This window comes from Burkholderia sp. Bp9099, from assembly GCF_003857805.1.
Lineage (GTDB): Bacteria > Pseudomonadota > Gammaproteobacteria > Burkholderiales > Burkholderiaceae > Burkholderia.
Genome location: NZ_QTPU01000005.1, coordinates 147,095 through 167,250, shown reverse-complemented (window position 1 = coordinate 167,250; position 20,156 = coordinate 147,095). Strand labels below are relative to the sequence as shown.

Annotated in this window: 16 protein-coding genes and 1 tRNA gene; 10 read left to right on the top strand and 7 right to left on the bottom strand. The window is 62.8% G+C overall.

What is annotated here, in order from left to right; genetic code table 11:
- Positions 1-11: 11 nt before the first annotated feature.
- The 4 genes from DIE17_RS07285 (at position 12) to DIE17_RS07270 (ending at position 2,608) form a co-directional block, all read left to right on the top strand.
- Positions 12-935 carry a phage capsid protein gene (locus tag DIE17_RS07285; protein ID WP_124920770.1) on the top strand — a complete coding sequence of 308 codons (924 nt, stop codon included), beginning with the start codon at positions 12-14 and terminating at the stop codon, positions 933-935.
- The gene (locus DIE17_RS07280) at positions 932-1,858 is read left to right on the top strand and encodes a hypothetical protein (protein ID WP_124920769.1); all 927 of its coding nucleotides are present in this window, start codon (positions 932-934) and stop codon (positions 1,856-1,858) included. Before DIE17_RS07285 ends, DIE17_RS07280 begins: the two co-directional genes overlap by 4 nt.
- Before the next feature lie 100 nt (positions 1,859-1,958).
- Positions 1,959-2,318, top strand: coding sequence for a hypothetical protein (locus DIE17_RS07275; protein ID WP_124920768.1), 360 nt, complete (start codon positions 1,959-1,961; stop codon positions 2,316-2,318).
- Positions 2,315-2,608, top strand: a complete 294-nt coding sequence (locus tag DIE17_RS07270; RefSeq protein ID WP_124920767.1) for a hypothetical protein — start codon at positions 2,315-2,317, stop codon at positions 2,606-2,608. The genes DIE17_RS07275 and DIE17_RS07270 overlap by 4 nt, the downstream gene beginning before the upstream one ends.
- A 459-nt stretch (positions 2,609-3,067) precedes the next feature.
- Here the strand turns inward: DIE17_RS07270 and DIE17_RS07265 are convergent, their stop codons facing one another.
- A complete protein-coding gene (locus DIE17_RS07265; protein WP_260439214.1) occupies positions 3,068-3,397 on the bottom strand; it encodes a helix-turn-helix transcriptional regulator in 330 nt (109 codons plus the stop codon).
- A 349-nt stretch (positions 3,398-3,746) separates the two neighbouring features.
- On the opposite strand from DIE17_RS07265, the gene DIE17_RS07260 reads away from it, so the two are divergent.
- Positions 3,747-4,835 (top strand): toxin-antitoxin system YwqK family antitoxin, encoded by a 1,089-nt coding sequence (locus DIE17_RS07260; protein ID WP_124920765.1) that lies wholly within the window; start codon positions 3,747-3,749, stop codon positions 4,833-4,835.
- Positions 4,836-6,030: 1,195 nt separating this feature from the next.
- On the top strand, positions 6,031-8,736 hold the full coding sequence (locus DIE17_RS07255) for an ATP-binding domain-containing protein (protein ID WP_124920764.1): 2,706 nt from the start codon (positions 6,031-6,033) through the stop codon (positions 8,734-8,736).
- A 233-nt stretch (positions 8,737-8,969) separates the two neighbouring features.
- On the opposite strand, the gene DIE17_RS07250 is transcribed toward DIE17_RS07255, so the two are convergent.
- The 4 genes from DIE17_RS07250 to DIE17_RS07235 form a co-directional block, all read right to left on the bottom strand.
- Positions 8,970-10,172 carry an inovirus Gp2 family protein gene (locus DIE17_RS07250; protein WP_260439213.1) on the bottom strand — a complete coding sequence of 401 codons (1,203 nt, stop codon included), beginning with the start codon at positions 10,170-10,172 and terminating at the stop codon, positions 8,970-8,972.
- Between the two features lie 10 nt (positions 10,173-10,182).
- Complete coding sequence (locus DIE17_RS07245; RefSeq protein WP_260439212.1) at positions 10,183-11,232, bottom strand: hypothetical protein; 1,050 nt, start codon at positions 11,230-11,232, stop codon at positions 10,183-10,185.
- 203 nt (positions 11,233-11,435) lie between these two features.
- A complete protein-coding gene (locus DIE17_RS07240) occupies positions 11,436-13,199 on the bottom strand; it encodes a hypothetical protein (protein WP_124920763.1) in 1,764 nt (587 codons plus the stop codon).
- Positions 13,200-13,209: 10 nt separating this feature from the next.
- The gene (locus DIE17_RS07235; RefSeq protein ID WP_124920762.1) at positions 13,210-13,425 is read right to left on the bottom strand and encodes an AlpA family transcriptional regulator; all 216 of its coding nucleotides are present in this window, start codon (positions 13,423-13,425) and stop codon (positions 13,210-13,212) included.
- Positions 13,426-13,603: 178 nt separating this feature from the next.
- On the opposite strand from DIE17_RS07235, the gene DIE17_RS07230 reads away from it, so the two are divergent.
- Complete coding sequence (locus tag DIE17_RS07230; protein WP_124920761.1) at positions 13,604-14,407, top strand: hypothetical protein; 804 nt, start codon at positions 13,604-13,606, stop codon at positions 14,405-14,407.
- Between the two features lie 176 nt (positions 14,408-14,583).
- On the opposite strand, the gene DIE17_RS07225 is transcribed toward DIE17_RS07230, so the two are convergent.
- A tRNA-Arg gene (locus DIE17_RS07225) sits at positions 14,584-14,659 on the bottom strand.
- Between the two features lie 265 nt (positions 14,660-14,924).
- Here DIE17_RS07225 and DIE17_RS07220 point away from each other — a divergent pair.
- Positions 14,925-15,824: a cytochrome c5 family protein gene (locus tag DIE17_RS07220; RefSeq protein WP_124486853.1), complete on the top strand. Its 900-nt coding sequence runs from the start codon at positions 14,925-14,927 to the stop codon at positions 15,822-15,824.
- A gap of 97 nt (positions 15,825-15,921) precedes the next feature.
- Here DIE17_RS07220 and DIE17_RS07215 read toward each other — a convergent pair whose 3' ends face one another.
- Positions 15,922-18,009 carry a UvrD-helicase domain-containing protein gene (locus tag DIE17_RS07215; RefSeq protein ID WP_124486852.1) on the bottom strand — a complete coding sequence of 696 codons (2,088 nt, stop codon included), beginning with the start codon at positions 18,007-18,009 and terminating at the stop codon, positions 15,922-15,924.
- A gap of 494 nt (positions 18,010-18,503) precedes the next feature.
- On the opposite strand from DIE17_RS07215, the gene DIE17_RS07210 reads away from it, so the two are divergent.
- Positions 18,504-19,556 carry an oxidoreductase gene (locus tag DIE17_RS07210; protein WP_044848371.1) on the top strand — a complete coding sequence of 351 codons (1,053 nt, stop codon included), beginning with the start codon at positions 18,504-18,506 and terminating at the stop codon, positions 19,554-19,556.
- Between the two features lie 200 nt (positions 19,557-19,756).
- Positions 19,757-20,125, top strand: a complete 369-nt coding sequence (locus tag DIE17_RS07205; RefSeq protein ID WP_124520467.1) for a hypothetical protein — start codon at positions 19,757-19,759, stop codon at positions 20,123-20,125.
- Positions 20,126-20,156: the final 31 nt, after the last annotated feature.

Below are 20,156 nucleotides of genomic sequence, written 5' to 3'. Positions count from 1 at the left end.
AGGAGCAATCCATGTTGAAAGGCTTGAGCATCACTCCGCCCGTTATTGGGCGCATCAGTATCGGGAGAGTTGTCGAGAAGAACGGCAAACGACTGCCCGAGAAGGACGACCAGTTCACTCTCACGACCCAGATCCAGAACCGCGACGGCTGGCTGCTGCATCCGCTCAATGAGTCGCTGCGCAAAGCCACGACCGGCAAGCTGCGCTCGATCCCTGTACGGTTCCTGTTTAATGACCCCGACCTGAACCTGCGCGCCGAGTATTCGTGCTTCGACCGCGAGACCGGGCGGCCTGTTTGCGTCGGTAACGGCGAGACCTGTCGCCGTGCGGTTGATGCCGGCATCGAGGAACTGCCATGCCCATCGCCGGACGGCTGCGCGTTCGGCCAGGGCGGCGCCTGTAAGCCTTACGGCCGGCTGAACGTGTTGATCGGCGACGAGGACGGGGACGCGATGGGCTCGTTCATCTTCCGCACCACGTCGTACAACTCGATCCGCACGCTCGCCGCGCGACTGCACTACTTCGCTGCGGTATCGGGCAATCTGCTCGCCTGTCTGCCGCAGGAACTCAAGCTGCGCGGAAAATCCACCACGCAGAGCTATCGCTCGACGATTTACTACGTCGATCTCGGTATCCGCTCTGGCAGCACGCTCGAAGCGGCGATCACCGAGGCGCGCGAACTCGATGCGCGGCGCCGGGCGGCCGGGTTCGATCAGGCTGCGCTCGACGCCGCCGCACGGGCCGGGTTTGCTAACGGCGCGTTCGAGGACAGTATCGAGGACGGCGCGACAGTCACGGACGAGTTCTATCCGGCTCAGTCCGGTGATGGCGAGGGTCACGGTGACGGTCACGAAGATACTCGTGCGACTGCCGTGCCCAGCCTGAAGGCGCGACTGGATCAGCATGCAGCGCTGCTCGGCGGGAACGCCGCATGATCCGTCGCCCGGCACTCGGTTTGGCCGTCGCTGCAACCGGCACGGCGGTCTGCATGTCGGTGCTAGCCGGCTGGCAGCGTGGCGGGTGGCTGTCGGAACGTCTCGTGTGGGTCGCGGTGAGCGTCGTGCTGGTCGGCGGCGCTCATTTGCTGCCCGCACTATACCGTCCTGCGCCGCTCGCGGTGCGCAGCATCGGCGCGCTGTTGTGGCTCGGCTGCATGGCCGCAGCATCGTGGGGACATGCGACGTTCTTCCTGCTTTCGCAGTCCCATGCGGGTGAAGTCCGGGCATCGGCCGTTCCGGTCGTCAGCGTTCCGGCCCACCGGACACTGACGGCCGTGATGGCAGATCGAGCATCGGTTGCAGCCGAGCTGGCTGTAGCCGACGTGCGCCACTGCATCCATGACTGTCCGGCGGTGCGGATACGGCGAACATCGCTCGCCGCCCGGCTCGATGCGCTGGATGCGGAAGCGACTGATGTGCGGCGGTATCAGGTCATCGAGGACGGTAACGCCGCGCACCGTGACTCTGTCCGTGACGATCCGGTCGCGGTGCGGCTTGCGGTGCTCCGTGGCGTCGCGAACGCGAGACTCGACCTGTTCACTGGTCTCACGTTCGCGGCCGTGCTCGAAGGCACGGCCTGTCTGCTCTGGTGGATCGCGTTACTGCCGCAAGGCGCTTCACCAGTCGCGGATCGTCACGAAGCCGAAACGGCGGTCACGGCCGATACACCTGCCGTCACGATCTGCACCGCTGCCACGACACCCAGCGTCACTGACTCCGAAACCGAAGTCACGAAACTGAGCCGCGACATCAAGGCCGGCATCGTGAAACCCACCGTCGCCGGTATCCGCCGGCACCTCGGCTGCTCGCAGGCCAAGGCCGCGGCGCTGCGCAAGCTGGTCATCGACCCGGCGGCATAAGCCGGGCGCCCCCCGCGCCCGATTTCGCCTTCCATCACTCCCCGCGATCACGCATCCGGCTCCGCCGGAGGCCCGTGCTCGTCCTTTTTCAGGAGATTCCATGGATCACACCACACGTCTCAAACCCCTGTTCCATCCGGGGCGACTCCTCATTACGCCTGAGGCACACCACACCTTGCGGCTGAACAGCATACCGGTCATCAGCGTCATACTGCGTCACATCGCCGGCGACTGGGGCATCGTCTCCGACGACGACAAACGCCAGAACGACCTGTCAATCGACGCCCGCCTGCGCCTGCTGTCGGTCTATCGTTTGCCGGATGATTCCCGCCTGATCGTAGTCACGGAGTGGGACCGATCCAGCACTACCCTCGAACTGCTCGGGCAGACCTCTGCAGTCAGCGGTACGGGCTATCCGCAATGGCCCATCACCAACTTCGCACCGAAGGGGCGCACATGAGCAACCGCCCACGCTTCCGTATGGGCCAGCCCGTCATCACCTCAGCAGCTCAATCCATGCTGAAACACGCCGGGCTTTCGCCGACCGTCCTGCTGGAACGACATCTCTGCGGGGACTGGGGTGAGCTGGACCTTGTTGACATCGCCAAAAACGAGTTGGCGCTGCTGACTCGCAGGCGCCTGCTTTCGAGCTACGCGATACCGGGCGGCGACAAGGTCTGGATCATCACCGAAGCCGACCGATCGCTCACGACGATCCTCGTACCGGAAGACTACCGATGCCCGCCCTGATCCAGAGGCTGCACCAGGCGCTGCATCCAAGGCAGCGGCTGGCCCTTGCCGGAGCCCATCAGCCGCTCTTTAGCCAGCAGGGCGACTGGGATGCCGGAGTCCCCTGCACTGCGTGGCGATGGCACTCGCGTTGCTCGGAAGGCTGTCCGATCCCGTCGATGTGCGCGGCTGCGCGATCAGCCCCGTCGCCCACTTCTGGGATCGGGCATGGTCGCACTACCTGCATGGCCTAACGCCTTCCGGGCTCACGAGCTTTGGTTGGAAACCTATGACCGACGTGCTGCCTGCTCAGGTCGAAGGCTCAGCCAACGAACTCCTGCGTTTCTGCGGCCAGGGACTGGCGGCGTGCAATGCGCGACTGGAATTTGGGAAGTCACCATGCCTCGTATATCAAGGCCGAAGCGACCGTGCAAGCTGTCGCGGACAGCGCGGTGTCGATTCGCCGGCTGGAAGCCGGTATTAGCGGAGTCGGCTGCGCTTGATTTCGCGCGGCGTCGCCGCGTTGGCCCGACGTTCGCCGGTCGGCGCGAGCGATACCTCGTTCAGCGGCTCAAACAGCCCCGCGAGGGTGATGTGTAGCGCGTGGCAGATATTTGCGAGCGTCTCGATCGAGGGATTCGCAATGCCCCGCTCTATGGCCGAGATGTAAGTCCGATCGACAAGAGCCTCGAAAGCTAGCGTTTCCTGCGACTTATCGACTTCGTGCCGGCGTTGCTTGATGCGCCGGCCGAGCGCCACCGAGATCGGTGCGGGTGAGCGGGTAGCGGATTCAGAGCGTCGGGCAGTCATGCCCGGCAGGATGCCCGTGCGACGACTAATTAACGACGTTGTAAACTCGACGATAATAGTCGTGTTTACTCTTCATAAACCCCAGCAGCCGCCGTTATACGTGAGGACTAGCCAGCATGAAGCAGGTATTTTTAAGCACAGCGTTGTCGAGTAAACACGACAATCTCTGTTCCCAGAGAGGGCATAACGCGAACCGTTGATCCACGCTAACGATGATTTCCGGCATTTCCCGATTTGGGGAAATCAACCTCGCCGGACCAAGAACCATAACCGTTTGGACAGGTTCGGGATGGCAACGCATTGCTACCCCAACGCCTGATCTCCCGTTTCAACCACCTCTTGCATAACCATGAAACAACGAAAATCCATACGTCTGGTACTCCTGCCGCTGGCCTTCGCTTCCGTGCTGCTGTCCGGCTGCAGCGACAAGGTGCTCGACTTCCGCAACGCTCAGATCAACAACGGCAAGGTATATGCGGGCGACTCGAATACACCATTCTCGGGGAAGGTCACCAATGTACCGGCGGGAACCATTTTGGGTTCCCAGCCGGGTTACGGGAAATTGCTGAACACCGTGAACGCTGCGCGCCCCAACACGACGCTCGGCGACATGGGTATGTCCTCGATGTGCGACGCGCAAGCGCGCGACGGCTTGCTGAGTGGCAAGGTCGCATGCAAGGCGGCGCAATCGGACACGACCCGCATCGAGGCGAATTTCGCGGACGGCGTACTTGACGGATCATTCACCGTACACGACCAGACCGGCAACAACACGTTTGTCGAGCTTTCCTTCAAGCAGGGAATGCCTGACGGCAAGATGAAAATATACAGCCCAGCCACCGGAAAACTGGCTCACACGGCAACGTGGGACGCTGGCGTGATCAACGGCGAGGAAGAAGCCTTCGACGAAACGACTGGTAACCGCATCCTTCACGCAACGCTCGTGAACGGCAAATACGACGGCGAATTCACCCGATACGCGCCGGACGGAAAGCAGGTGATCTATAAGGCAGATTTCGTACAAGGCCAGCACGAAGGTAACGAAGAGGCTTTCGATCCGCAAACCGGGAAGATGACGGGACAAGCTCACTATGCCAACGGAAAGCTGGATGGTGTGGTACGACACTGGAATCCCGACGGCTCGCTACTCGACGAGAAGACCTACGAAAACGGTGTCGACGTCGCTGCTGCGAAGGCTGCCTCGGACGCTGCCGCAACTGCCGATGAAAAACGTCAGCACGAGCCCCAGGATATCGAGGCATGCGTGAACAAACGGCGCGAGGAAGTCACTCAGAAGAACGGTGGCTTCGCGCCGCCTGCCGCCGAGATGACCTGGCGTGAAGACTGCACGCGCGAAATCGATGCAGCCATCATCGATACCGCGAGGAACGTCTCTCCACAACCGACAACAACGAATCCCGTGTCGGTCAACCAGTAGAAACATGGCGGTCAAGGTCAACGTCGCGATCTCGCAACTGTCTCGCAGAGACAGTTGCGGCTTCGTCTCTCAATTTTTTTTGGTTCATCCGAGCGGAAATAGTTTGGACGGCGACCTTAGATACCTCGATCAGTCGTAACGGATCGTCGCGTGGCTGGCTGCTCACCAGCCACGCCTTTGTATTACGGTACCCGAAAGCCCCCGCATCAATCTCGTCCCATCATTGCTTCAGTCGATATATCCGGAAGGTAAGAAATTACTGCGCCCGATACTTCCATGCCGGATATCGGGCTTCGTGTTGTTCGTGAAACTGGTGTCCCGCATCGTCTTCGATGACAGGTCTGTACTTCGTCATCCCTGTCTCATGAGGCTGATGATCTAGAGGTGGAAATGCCATTGATTCTCTAAACCTATTAAAGACAGTAAACCTATAGGACTTTCTACCGAAATTCACCAGCGGATGCAGCGTGGCGAAACGTGCTGATTTTCGTCGCGGGGACGGCGGGTTTCTTGCTGCCGGGCGAGGATAATGCGCTACGAATTAGGTTTTTGAACACGATGTGATCCGGCGAACGAACAGCGACAAGACTGCCTCTGGAAAACTTCGCAATGCGCCTCTGACGGGAGGGACGCTCGGCGGCCGAAAGGCCATGCCAGGCGGGCAGGTCACACATTTCGTAGAGCGTTTTCTTCGCATTCGCCCCATCGTCACCCAGTGCGTTCAAGGCATTTTTTATCGGCTGGACAAATCGGATGAACTGCGACCGCGCTCGCCGTCGATCACCCAATAGCCAAGGCGCACCACCCTATCGCCACGCGCCCCAGCGCCGTGCCACAGCCAAGCATTAGCTCTGTTTTTTATATTGGCCATCGAAAAACCATCACGGCCGACGACACACAAGTAGGACATTTCACGGTCGGGCCCTGAAGTCCCTAACTCGCTTGTACTGTGAATCCCCTGCTGACGCCCCAATTGGTCGACGGTGAAAAGCGAGGAATCGCCCAGCAGTTGTGCAGACCGCCGAAGGCAGATTTTCTGAGGAGGTATATAGAGAGAGAGCGTCTGGCCAACCAACGACGACCAGAGCTGTGGTAATTTCCTCTTGCTAATAAGAGAACCAGAGTCTTGGGCAAGGACCGTCAGACTCTGCGTTCCCGTGGACCACGGGTGACGACGACAGTCTTGGGGAAGTGCATGCAGATTGAGCAAGACAAGAACGACTACGAGCTGCTCGCAGGGGAAGTGCTGGATCAATTCGAGAAGATCGCAGATTCGGCGAAAGCAAGGCTGGGTGAGCGACGGGAACTGGGGGCCACCGCCTTCGCGAACGTCAATACCATGACCTCGGCTGCGGCGATGCAGCGTCTCGACCACATCAACCAGGCCAATCGCGAGAGCGACCATATTCTAGCTGCCGAGCCTGCCATTGCCCGTGTCGTAACGCGCGAGGTGGACGGAACGCCGTCGACATATTACATCTGCCGGACGACGCCGGTGCCGGGCATTCCCAATCTGGCCAGTTATCGCGCGCCAGTCGGGCGGCTCGCTTCACTGCCAGTCGGCACGGAATTCGAGCTCCCGAACGGGAAGCTGGTTGAAGTCGTCGAGCGCGCGCAATTCACGCCGATCTTTCCTCAGGAACGGTGGGACTCCCTCAACACAGTCATCGACTCCGAGCAAGGCGGACTACGTTCGATCGAATCGCTCAGGGCGCTCTTGGAGCGGATCGGCGGCGATTCCTTCACGGAGGACATTCTCGCCCAAATCCTCTCAGATGACAGTGCACGAAAGAACGTTGTGGAAGGTGTTCGGCGCAGCATCATCACGAAGATGGGCTTGAGGGATCAGCCGGTACTCGACCGATATCAGGACGAGATCTTCCGCCTTCCGCTGGACAAGCGACTACTCATTCTCGGCCCGCCCGGCACAGGAAAGACCACGACGCTTGTCCGCCGTCTGGGACAAAAACTCGATCTCGCCTGGCTCGAAGAGGGCGAACGGGAACTCGTGGAAAGCTTCCTAGCGACACAAGGACGGCCGCACGCGACTAGCTGGATGATGTTCACGCCGACCGAACTGCTGAAGCAATATCTGAAGGAAGCCTTCGCGCGCGAAGGCGTGCCGGCATCGGATCTGCGTATCCGCACGTGGCACGACTATCGGCGGGAACTCGCGAGAAGCGAGTTCGGTATCTTGAGGACGGCTGCGGGTAGCGGCTCATTTGTGCTCAAGGAAGACGTGCGGAGTCTGGGGTGCGACGCGCTGGAGCGGCCGACCGATTGGTACGATGATTTTTACGCTTGGCTGCTCGACACCTGCATGCAAGAGCTTCGCGTCGCCGCCGCGCTTCTCGAAGCCGACGGCTCGTCCGAGGCGCATGCGCTCGGCGGACGCTTGGTCCGCGGTCTCGCCGGCGTGCGCGATGGCGCACTGGATTCGATCTTCTCCGCGCTCGCGACGGAGCTTCCCAGCGTCGAAGCGCTCGTCAGCCGCTTGAAAAGCGAGTCGGATGCGAAGATCAGGGGAAACCTGAATCTCCAACTGAACCGTGACAGAGCGTTCGTGAACGAACTGGCGCGTTTCATCGACGACCTGAACCGTCAAACGCCCGAAAACGACGAAGCCGACGAAACAGAAGTCGACGAAGACGACGATCGGTCCGCACCGCGAACAGGCGTGACCGCCGCCGTCAATGCGTACATGCAGGCGGTTCGCGCTCAGGCGCGTGCGGCAGCGGCCAAGCGCACGCTCAGCAAGACCTCGCGCAACGGCAAGATCATTGCGTGGTTAGACGGTCGGGGACTTTCGGACGAGGACAAGCGCACGGTGGGCGACAGTCTGCTCTTGCTGGCCAATGCACGCAGGTTCATCAATCCGGTGAAGCGATTCTTAGATGGAATTCCGAAGCAGTACCGCGAGTTCAGAAAGCGGCGTCAGGAAACCAACACCTGGTATCTCGCTCAAGGCTTCGAGGCGCGCGACATACATCCGCTCGAACTGGACGTGGTGTTGCTAGCCGTTCTGCGCACTGCCAGCGAATTGCTGAGAAAGCCGGGCGTGTTGAGCAGTATCGACCGGGCGCCATGGTCGTCGCTCCAGCCATTCTTCGGCATCTTCAACAACCAGATTCTTGTTGATGAAGCGACTGACTTTTCTCCGCTGCAGCTGGCCTGCATGGGCGCGCTGGCCCACCCGCGCCTGCGCTCGTTCTTCGCGTGCGGCGACTTCAACCAACGGCTAACGACTTGGGGTGCGCGTTCCCGTAACGAGCTCGACTGGGTTTTCCGCGACTTCGACATCCGGCAAATCGACGTCTCATACCGGCAGACCCGGCAGCTCAACGAACTGGCGCGCGCGATCATCCATGCGACAGGTGGCGACGATCTGCGGACCCAACTGCCTGCGCACGTCGATAACACTGGCGTCGCGCCGGTGCTGCTGGAAGACGCTGACGAGCAGTCGACGGTGGACTGGCTGTCGCGTCGCATCCGCGAAATCGAGCGATTCGTCGGGCAATTGCCTTCGACGGCGATCTTCGTTAAGAGCGAAGCCGACGTCGAGCCGCTGGCCAAATTACTCAACGCGGCGCTCGTCGAGCACAACATTCAGGTCGATGCGTCCCGCGAGGGTCAGGCTGTCGGGCAACAGAATAATGTTCGGGTATTCGACATTCAGCACATCAAGGGCCTCGAGTTTGAAGCGGTGTTCTTCGTGGCCGTGGATCAGCTCGCCGCACAGCGCCCCGAACTGTTCGACAAGTTTCTGTATGTTGGCACCACGCGCGCCGCGACGTATCTCGGCGTCGCTTGCGAAGGCTCCCTTCCGGCGCCGCTCGACTCGCTACGAGAACACTTCGCCGGAGACTGGGAGGACGCGGCACTAAACGAAGCGAACGCCTGAACGCATCGGAAATAGCTGCCAGCTCGGCTACACGGTGCGAAAAGGCTGGCTACGGCATCTCACTGAGCGTCACTCGATGTCCGCGATCACTGGTATGTTCGTCGCGCCGAATTGGCCGGTTCAATATCGAAATGTGCCCCGTTGCAGTCGCCAGGATGAAGCCGGGACGAGAAGCCCTGTCTCGTCCCGCGAAGCCGCGATGAGCGATCTGCTGCCCGAGGAGGTTACGCCGGCTAGCCTGCCCGCGACTTCGGTGGCCGGCCCGCCTTGCTCGTGCGCTTGCCGCCGGGCGTAAAGGGTCCCCACGCTCGCGTACCCGCCGTGATCTTCAGGCACAGCGCCTGATCCTTCTTGGCGAGGTAGTCGATCACCTTCGTCTCGAAGATCTTGAACTTCTCCGAATCTTTGTCGATGTGGATCATTCCGGTGCCGACATTCTTGTGTTCATCGTAGTTTCCGCAGTGGCTGTATCCGCCAACCTGAGGCACGACATTACGCCACTGAGCGTCGATCAGGTCCGACCACTTCCACGCGTCCTGCACGAGCGAGCCGTCGAACATAAAAACCCAATGGAAATGATGGCCCTTCCTTTGGGTCCATTCGAGCTTCCAGATTCCGCCGACGAGATCGGTTCGGATGTCTCTGAGCGCCCGCAGACGGTTCACGAACAGCGCGTGATGCTCTTTCGCTTGCTCGATTGACACCGCGCCCGCAAACTCTATGCGGTAGTACAGATCCATACGAATCACGAAGATGCGGCGACGCTTACGAAAGCACCGATGAACGTAGCGCATCATCGCATCAAAACGCTGCTTCGCCTGTGACCTGCTCCACTTTTCGAGCTGATCGAGTTGCCGCGCCTTGGCTTCAGCGCGGATCATGTAGATCAGTTCGTTGAACGATTGCCACAGAAACTTCTTTCCGTCCGGCGTGCGCTTCGCCGGATGAGGCTTGAAGTAATGCGGACCGTACTTCCCGAGCGCATGCCGGTCGCACACGTCGAAGAAAAGCTGCACCTTGGAAGGCACGCGATAATGTTCAAGCGTCCCTTCCTGATCCGGGTGCAACACCTTTCCCATCAGCAGGCTCACGTCGAAATAGAGCTGGCCCAGCGGATATTCGGTTAACTCAATGATTTGGCCGTACGCGTTTTTCTCGCAGCCGAACCCCGGGTCTTCCGATTCGAGAATCGCCGTCATCGCGCGATCGATGTGTGTAACGCGAGCACTGGCCCACGGCCACATCGGCACGATGTCTTTTCCATCGGCGTGCATTTCCCGGTCAATCTGCTTGATCAGCGTCTGCGTCTCCAACACAGCGGGCGTCAAGGCAGCCGCGCGGCGCAGGTGATCCTTATCGAAGCGAACATACTTCGCGTCCGGAGCGATATCAGGCGAACTGGCCAGTTGGTTCAAATCTTGTACAAGCTTGTCCACGTGAGTCTCCTCACGCGCTAGCGCCAACGAAGCGGGCACGGTACAGGCGCGCGAAGTGCGCTGCCGTTACCTGACCGCATTCGAGGAATCGGCGGATCGCCGCCTGCGTCGGTTTCAACCGACCTGCGACGACCTCGGCGCGGATCTCGTCGAGCACGTGATCGTCTTCCATCTTGGCGTGAGCTTGCGCCGCAATCGCGATTTGGAGCGGATTGCTCACCAGACTCACCGACTCGCCAGGCTCGATGATCGTGGCATCGGAAGCAAGACCCGGTGCGACAGGCTCGCCACTCGCCGTCCGCGGACAGACGCGGACAACCAGCAGCCAACTCATAATGGCGGCGCCTTCGAGCACGACGGCAAACATTGCTGCCTGAACCAACTCCACTCGCGATTCAGTCATGCCGATCCACGATGCGATCTGCGACGCGACCGGATCGGCCCGCAGGCTCGCGCGCAATGCGTCGTCACGTTCAGCTTTCGCGACAAGGCGATCTTCTTCGGATTCGCGCCGCTTCACCTCGGCCGTCTCGGCATCGAGCGCTGCCAGTTGCGCACCCAGCGTTGCCTTGCGAACGGCGATGCTCGGACAACGCCCCGTGCAGCTGTGTGCATCGACACGCGCCAGATCGGCAACGAGCTGAACTCGCTCTTCCGCGATATCCGCGAGACTGCGCCCGCGCGGCATATCAACGCGGCGCGTGGGTTCAGCAACTGGCACCGAGGCCACACGATGGTCGCCAGATGCGCGTTGCGCCTCGACGAAGAACGTCATCTGACCGATCATCACGGCCGCGACGGCGACGATCCAGAGGGCACCGCAGGCAATGCGACCCGACGCCGAGAACGCGCGCCAATACATCGTGATCAGATGCACGTAGAGCACGGCTACACAGACCAACGCCACGATCATCGTCCGCTGCACCGGCGTCGCGCCGCGCAGCCAACCGGCATAGGCGGCAATGCCGAGCGACACGGCGGTCGCCAGGGATGCAACCGTGATTGCAGCGATCACTCGAATCAGAGTGAACCGGAAACTGGCCCCGGTATCGACGGACATAGTCTTGGCCGGGCGGTCGCCCGACATACTGCAAGCGTTCATTTTTTTCCTTTTCGCGCCGTCTGACGCAAAACTGCATGTGTTCAGGGCGCACTGGCCCACACGCGGGCCGAAAGGCGGCATCGCATGAGACGCAGGCGCGAAGGCAAATGGAGGGCACATGCTCGTGGGTATATCCCACGGGCTGCTGGTAGCGTTTACTGTTACGTCACCACATCGAAGTGACTCTGGTTCAGTTCGAGCACGATTTCGAGACCAGCCTGGCGTTCACGCACGATTTCGCTTTCGATAAGCAGCGCAAGAGCGTGTCTTACGCGCGCACGGGTCAGGCCGAAGCGCGGGGCTTGGGCGTTCAGCCGGGGCAGGCTAATTTCGAACGGGGTCGCGCCGGACTGCCGCAATGCATCGGTAACGTAACCCTGCAGCGCGCGGTACAGAGTCGCGGCATCCCGCTCCGCCTCGATCGGCTCGCGCGTCGCCGCGAGGGTGCGCCCCATCTGGTCAATTAGAAACCGGCCGACCGTGATCGCATCCCGCATCGTGCCGGCCGACAGCGACCACACCTCACCGCGCCACAGGTGCAACAAACCAGCGATCACGTAGAACGTCTGACGCACTCGCATCATGAGGAACGCATCCATGACCAGAAGCTGACGCCGGGCGAAGCGCTGGTTGCGCCATTCATTGCACTCGGCCTCCACGATCGCGGCGACATCCGGCGGCACCGTGATCCGCAGCGGCGCGAAATCGGACAACAGATCGCGCACCGATGTCGCGCCCATCGCCCGAACCTGTGCGTCGAACGCCGCGAGGCAGTCCGGGTCGGACGGCTTCTGCGGCACACCGCGATCCTGCTGCGGCAGATCGGCCAGGATCAGGAAGTTCGCCAGCGCCGCTGCACCGTCAGCGCCCGCTGCGGCCACGTCGCGCATGAACACTTCAGGCGTCGTCGCCGCGAAGATGCCGAGCTGCACCCGGCCGGGCGCGTGCGCAGACAGCAACCGGCCGCTGCCAGCCCCGGCCATCGCTTCCCCATGCCGGATCAGCGCCTTGATCGCCGACGCACCGGAGTAAAGCGCGCTGGCGACCGGCCACTGCGCCGTGATCGCCTTATGTACGGCGGACACGGCGACGTTCAGAAAAGCGAGCTTCGGCTTGGCAGGTTGCACTGCACGGGCGTCCTCTACCAGCAGTGCCTGGCTTTCAGCGCTGAGGTGCGCCACTTCTTCGTCGGCCCCCTGAAGCAGCACGATCTGGCTTTCGACTGCCGCGACCTTGAGCGACCAGACACGGTAGTCGGCCTCGAAGCTCGACGGCGGCGTCGCCAGGAGCGCGTTCAGAGCCTTGCGCAAGGCCTTTGCCGTGTCGGGATCACCTTCCAGCTCGACCTGCGTAGCTGAGAATTGCAGCTCTTCCTTGCGCTGATTCCACGCGATCAATTGAGTCTGGTGATCCGGGTAGTCCGCCGCTTTCGGCTCGCGGGCTTCGAGTTCGCGGCGTTGCGCGAGCCGCGCGTGCAGACGAACCATCTTGCGCGCTGCAAGCTTGATCTCGGCGTCGATCTGCTTGCGCTGTTCGAGACGCGACTGAACTGCCGCGTTAAACATCGCCCGCTTTTCGATTACGACGGGAGCGGTTTCGATCTCGATCGCCGTCAGATCCGCAGCCATGGCCTGCGTCAGGATCGGCCCGGTGGCGGCCGGCCCGATCAGCATGCAGTTCAGCGTAAGCGGAATGGGGTTACCGCCCGCGTCTTCGATATGGCGTGCGCCCTGGTTCGCGACGCCGAGCTTGAAGAACATCAGCGCGATGGCCTGAGCCACAGTCAGTTGATACTTATTGCACTGCGCCAGCACAACGTCGCTCAGCTCCGGGCCGAGATCGTTGAGCACCGTCGTGGCGCTCAACCAGGCCTGAGTCAACACGGTGGGCTGGGCGGACATGCCGGAGTTAGTGAGATTCAGCATGACCGGCCCCTCACTGGCACGCGCGCGACGTGATCCAGGCATCGAGCTCGGACTCGCGCCAGCCAATCGAGTGGGCACCCAAGCGGATGGGTTTCGGGAAGGTCGGATCGAAATATTTGCTCGCCGGATTGATCTTGTTGTACGCGGAGCTACGCGAGACGCCCGTCTTTTCGGTCATCTTCTTCATGCGCAGCACGCTGTCGAGAAACTGGCTGGTTCGGTTCATCGAAAACCTCGTTCAATTGGAGTTCACTGGATTTCATTGGGCCCAATGACCGAGATTTCGCCATGCCTTCCCTGACGGAAATAGGCCGTTTACGTGCAAATGGGGGGTAGAATTTTTGCTCTTACAAAAACCGGAATCGGGGCATCGGCCTCGCCCCTCGCCCTCGCCCCCTCAGTCAATGCAGAACAACAGCAAAGATCGCCCGCTCCGTCACAAACTGGACATTCGAGCATTCCACGACATCACACTAAGGAACCTGTGGGCGTGCTACCTCAAATTCGCTCCCGATGCGACGGAAGAGCAGTTCGTCGCTGAGATACTTAACAAGGTTAATGCGCACGATCACCCCGGCATCGACGAGCCTCTAGGGATACTGAAAGCGGTCTCGTCGGAGGATGACTTGGAGAAAGGCGACGACTGGATAGCGACATCGCCAATAGGAACCATCATCGTGTCATGTGCGTATGTTCTTAGGGCTTCTCGCGCGCACAAACATGGCAACACCGAAATAGCCTGGTCCTATATGGCAGATGCCCGGTTCTGGTGCGGAGCTGCCATCGCTGATAAAGGGATCGGAGAGGTTATTGAACAAACGCGCGCAGACAGTGGCAGTGAAGCGGCAAGACACGCCAATAGTGGACGTCAACGTGCCTACAGCATCCATCGGCGCATGGCGTGGCGCCTTGCACGGAGGAAACGCCCACCTCAGCGTGGCTGGCCATCCCTCCCACATGCAGCCAAAATTATTCGAGGGCCGTTCCTTGAATTTCTCGACGGAGTCGTAACTGCGAATGCAAGACGAGCCCAGAGAAACGAGTCGCTACCCAAAAAGCAGGCTAAAAAGCTCGTTGTGGTCCCGAAGACAGCGAACATCGAAGGCCAGCTTGAGAAATGGCTCAAGGAAATGCCGGATCGTGATCAGATCTTCCCTCCGGCAAAGACCGGCCGCCCCAAAAAGGCAGAAGAGCCAAGCAGCGCGTAATCCTCATCGACCGAGCGTTGTGACGCAGTGAAGCCCGATGCGCATAGCCAACGCTTGCGACAAGCATGATGAAACACGGGTTGGAAAGTCCAACGGAAGCCAACCCGAATTTCCGTATAGTTTCCGTACAGAAGGAGAAAAGAGAAGCGAGAAACCGCTGAGAGCCTTGATAGGCTTGGCGCGCCCGGCTGGGATCGAACCAGCAACCCCTGCCTTCGGAGGGCAGTACTCTATCCATTGAGCTACGGGCGCATATGACAGTGACGACAGCGAAACGACCCCAATAAACCGGCCGCCCACCATTGACAAGACCGCAAGGATACCCGGTTTCCCAAAACGCGTCCACCTTGCCCGCCGAAACCCCGTCAGGCCCGCAATTCGTGCGGGTAAACACGCGCCTTCGCGCCGCTCGCCGTGATGTAAACGTTCCGTCTATAATCGTCCGGACTCATTGGATCGCCAGCCATTTTGCCGTTGCACCGCGCTCACAATTCCTAATCACGGAGACGAGGCAAGCATGAGCGAAGCACCCCACGAATCTCCCGTCAAAACCCCCGGGCAGCTGATTGCCGTCGTCATCGCCTCATTCGCGATTCCGATCGCCCTGATCGTCCTGTTTGCCACTTATGCCAACCATGCGTTCCGTTCGGGCGCGGGCACGGATGCGCTATCCGACGAACAGGTCGCCGCGCGGATCGCACCGCTCGCGAAAGTCGACGTGAAGGACGCCAATGCGCCCCGCACGTACAAGACCGGCGAGGAAGTCTACAAGGCCGTGTGCGTGACCTGTCACGGCACGGGCGCCGCCGGCGCGCCGAAGTTCGGCAACAAGGACGACTGGGCACCGCGCATCTCGCAGGGCTTCGACACGCTGCTGAAAACGGCGCTGTCGGGCAAGGGCGCGATGCCGCCGCGCGGCGGCACGAGCCCCGACGACGTCAGCGACTATGAAATCGCGCGTGCGATCGTCTACATGGCGAACAACGACGGCGCGAACTTCCCCGAACCGGCTGCCCCGGCCGCCAATGCGGCACCGGCGGCGAGCGGCGCGGCGGGTGCGGCAGGCGCTTCGGGCGCCGATGCATCGAACGCGCAGGCCGCCGCTGCAATGGCCGCGATCGCCGCGATTCCGAAGGCCGGCGAAAAGCCCGCGGCCGCGCCGACCAGCGCCGACGCCGCCTCCGCCGGCAAGGCGCTGTACACGCAGGTCTGCCAGGCGTGCCACGCGGCCGGCGTGCTCGGCGCGCCGAAGTTCGGCAGCAAGGAAGACTGGGCGCCGCGCCTGAAGGACTCGATGGATACCGTCTACAACTACGCGCTGCACGGCAAGGGCGCGATGCCGCCGAAGGGCGGGTCGAGCGCGTCCGACGCCGACGTGAAGGCGGCCGTCGACTACATGGTCAACGCGTCGAAGTAACGCCTGCCGGCCAGAAAAAACCCCCGCGGCGCACACGCATCGCGGGGGTTTCGTTTATCCGGATCGCCGGGGCGTCCGTGCGCCGAAGCGCGCCGCCTCACTTCTGCAACAGCGCCTTCAGGCTCGCGAGCCGGTCCTTCGGCGTCATCGGCGCTTCCTCCGGCGTCGGCGGCGGCGCTTCGTCGAGCCCCATCTCGGGAATGAAGCGCGACGGCTCGCACACGACCGTCTCGCGCGCCCGCTTGCGCTTCTTGCACCAGTTCAGGTGCAGGCTGCGCTGCGCGCGCGTGATCGCGACGTACATCAGCCGGCGCTCCTCCTCGATCCGCTCGTTGTCGATCGGGCCGTCGTCCTCGCTGCCGCCGCGGTGCGGCATGATGCCCTCCTCGACGCCGACCAGGAACACGTGCGGATACTCGAGCCCCTTCGACGCATGGACGGTCGACAGCCGCACGGCATCCGGATCCTCGTCCTTGCCTTCGAGCATCGACATCAGCGCGACGGTCTGGATCAGGCCGAGCAGGTTCTTGCCGGTGTCCGCAAGCCCGTCCGCGTTGTGGAAGCCGTCGGCCTCGCCGTCGACGGCTTCGGTCTCGGGCTTGGTGCCCTTGCGCTTCAGCCATTCGAGGAATTCGAGCACGTTCTGCCACTTCGACTGCGCCTGCCGCTCGTCGAACGCGTCGTACAGGTAGGCCTCGTAGTGAATGGCCTCCATCATGTCGTCGAGCACGACGGTCGCGGGCTCCTTGTCCGCGCGATCGGTCAGGCGCTGGATGAAGTCGCAGAACATCCTGAGCGGCTCGACCTGCCGCGCGGACAGCCGCGCCTCGATCCCGCCCATGTACACGGCCTCGAACAGCGACACCTTCGCCTGGCCCGCGAACGAGCCGAGCGCCTCGAGCGTCGTGTTGCCGATGCCGCGGCGCGGCGTCGTGACCGCGCGGATGAACGCGGGATCGTCGTCGGCGTTCGCGATCAGCCGCAGGTACGCGCACAGGTCCTTGATCTCGGCCTTGTCGAAGAACGACTGGCCGCCCGACAGCACGTATGGAATCCGCTCGCGCCGCAGCACCTGCTCGAAGATTCGCGCCTGGAAGTTGCCGCGATACAGGATCGCGTAGTCGCGGAACTGCGCGCGCCGCTCGAACTTGTGCGCGGACAGCCGGAACACGACCGATTCGGCCTCATGCTCCTCGTCGTTGCACGGCGTGACGGTGATCGAGTCGCCCATCCCGTGCTCGGACCACAGCTTCTTCTCGAACAGCTTCGGGTTGTTCGCGATCACGTTGTTGGCAGCGGTCAGGATCCGCACCGTCGACCGGTAGTTCTGCTCGAGCTTGATCACGTGCAGCTTCGGGAAGTCCTTGCCGAGCTGCGCGAGGTTCTCGAGCGTAGCGCCGCGCCAGCCGTAGATCGCCTGGTCGTCGTCGCCCACCGCCGTGAACGCGGCGCGCGGGCCGGCGAGCAACTTCAGCAGCTCGTACTGGCACGCGTTGGTGTCCTGGTATTCGTCGATCAGCAGGTAGCGCAGCTTGTTCTGCCAGCGGTCGCGCACCTGCTCGTTCTTCGCGAACAGCTCGGCCGGCAGGCGGATCAGGTCGTCGAAGTCGACCGCCTGGTATGCATGCAGCGTCGCGACGTAGTTGCGGTAGACCAGCGCCGCCTGGTGCTCGTCCTCGTTGGCCGCGATCGTCATCGCCTCCTCGGGCATGATCAGGCCGTTCTTCCACAGCGAGATGGTGCTCTGGATCTTGCGGATCAGGCCCTTGTCGGTGGTGCCGATCTGCTCCTGGATCATCCCGAAGCAGTCGTCCGAATCCATGATCGAGAACTGCGGCTTCAGCCCGACGTGCTCGGCCTCCTGGCGCAGGATCTGCACGCCGAGCGAGTGGAACGTACATACGGTGAGCTGGTTGACGGGCACCTTGCGGCCTTCCTTGCCGGGCGTGGTGAGCGTCTTGCCCTCGAGCAGCTTCGACACGCGCTCGCGCATTTCGGCGGCGGCCTTGTTCGTGAACGTGACGGCCGCGATGTGGCGCGGCTCGAAGCCTTTCGCTTCGATCAGGTGCGCGATCTTCTGCGTGATCACGCGGGTCTTGCCGCTGCCCGCGCCGGCGAGCACGAGGCAGGGACCGTCGAGGTAGCGCACCGCTTCGTTCTGAGCGGAGTTGAGGCCTGCGGACATGATGGCGGATGATGTTGCGGTTGACGGCGAACGCCGGGAGGATGCCGCGCGCGACGGGCCTGGAATGCAGGCGGACACGCGGGGCAGGACGCGCATGTTAACACGTCGGCGACGCGCTTTTCGGGAGCGCCGCCGGACGGGGCCGGACGGGCAGGCCGTCGTTTTCGTCTCCCGGTTCGGCGCTTGATCCGGCCCTCGCTTCCTTGTCCGGACGGCCAATCCGGCCCCATCCACGGCCCGATCGGTCACAATGGGCGACCGTCGCGATGGGAAGTGCCCGGCCCGCACGCCGCAGCGTCGGCCGCCCGGCCTGCCGAGTGCAGCGCCTGCCCGTCCCGCGCCAAATGCCGGCTGCGGCCGCGCATGCGCCGCATCGTGCCGCGCGTTTTGCCGAACGCGCCGGTGCGGGCCGCCGCGCCATGCCAAAATAGCCGGTCGTCCTCGCGCCCCAGCGGCGCGCCCTCTTTTCGTTTCGTACGCAGCCAGGGATTGCCATGTCGTCATTGCTCAGGATTGGTTTGATGGGTTTCGGTTTCGCCGGCGCGACGTTCCACGCGCCGGTGATCGCCACGAGCGGCCGCACCGAGGTCGCCGCGATCGCGACGGGGCAACCCGATCGCGCGCGCGCCGCCTTTCCGGGCGCCCGCATCGTCCCCGATCTCGACACGCTGCTCGGCCTCGACGATATCGACTGCGTGGTGATCGCCACGCCGAACGACACGCACTTCGCGCTCGCGCGCCAGGTGCTCCAGGCCGGCCGCCACGTCGTCGTCGACAAGCCCGTCACGCTCACGGCCGACGAAGCGCTCGCGCTTGCGCGGCTCGCGAACGCGCGCAGCCGCCTGTTCGCGCCGTTCCACAACCGCCGCTGGGACGGCGATTTCCTCACCGTGCGCCGCATCGTCGAATCCGGCGAACTCGGCCGGCTCACCTATTTCGCGTCGCACTTCGACCGCTTCCGGCCGACGCCGCGCACGCGCTGGCGCGAGGAGCCCGCACGCGGCGGCGGCCTGCTGCTCGATCTCGGCCCGCACCTGATCGATCAGGCGCTCGCGTTGTTCGGGCTGCCGGAAACGGTCAGCGCCACGGTCAAGACACGCCGCGACAACGGCACGGCGCCCGATTTCGTGCACCTGCTGCTCGGTTATCCGGACAAGGACGTCGCGCTGCATGCGAGCGCGCTGTCGGCGATCGAGCCCGCGCGCTTCACGCTGCACGGCACGCGCGGCAGCTACCAGAAGTTCGGGCTCGACACGCAGGAAGACCAGTTGAAGGCCGGCCTCACGCCGGATCACGTCGAGTTCGGCGGCGGCAACCCGCCCGGCGTGCTGCGCGTGCTCGACGGCGAGGTCGAGGTCGAGCGGCCTGTGCCGACGCTCGACGGGCAGTACGCGGAGTTCTATCGCGCGCTCGCCGCGTCGGTCCACGACGGCGCGCCGTTCCCGGTCACGCCGCAGGACGCCGTCGACGTGATGACGATCATCGAGCTCGCCGCGCAGAGCGAGCACGAAGGCCGCCGGGTACCGTTCGTGCGTCGCACAGTCTGACGGCCGCCGGCCGGGTCGTCGCCCCGGCCGCAGCCGCCACCTCGCGCCGCGCCGCCCCGGCTGCGCGCCCCCGTCAGCCGCCACGGCGCCACGATCCCGAACATTCCGTTACAAATGGTGCGGGAACGAAAGTCAGCGGTCGTCCGGTCTGACGCGTTTCTCAAAAAGTCGATCCGACACCAAACCGTCAGGAGAATGTGATGCAACGGTTGATTCGCGCAGCGGCATGCTGCGTCCTGGTTTCCTCGCTCGTGGCCTGTGTCGTGCAGCCGCAGCGGCCGGCCCGACAGGCGCCCCCGCCCCCGCCGCGGCCGAATCCGCAGGTCGTCGCGAACGATCGCCTGCAGGAGGTCCAGGGCCGGATCGACAACCTGCACCGGCGCATCGACGCGCGCGTGAACGGCGGCTACTACCCGCCGCCGTACGGCGCGCAGCTGCACCACCGCCTCGACGTGATCCGCCAGGAAGCGAACGACATGTCGGGCCAGCACAACGGCGGCCTGTCCGGCGACGAGCAGCGCGTGCTGAACCAGGAACTCGACACGGCCGCGCGCGCGATCGGCGAGTAATCCCGGCCATGCCGGCGCCCGCCGGTGCCGG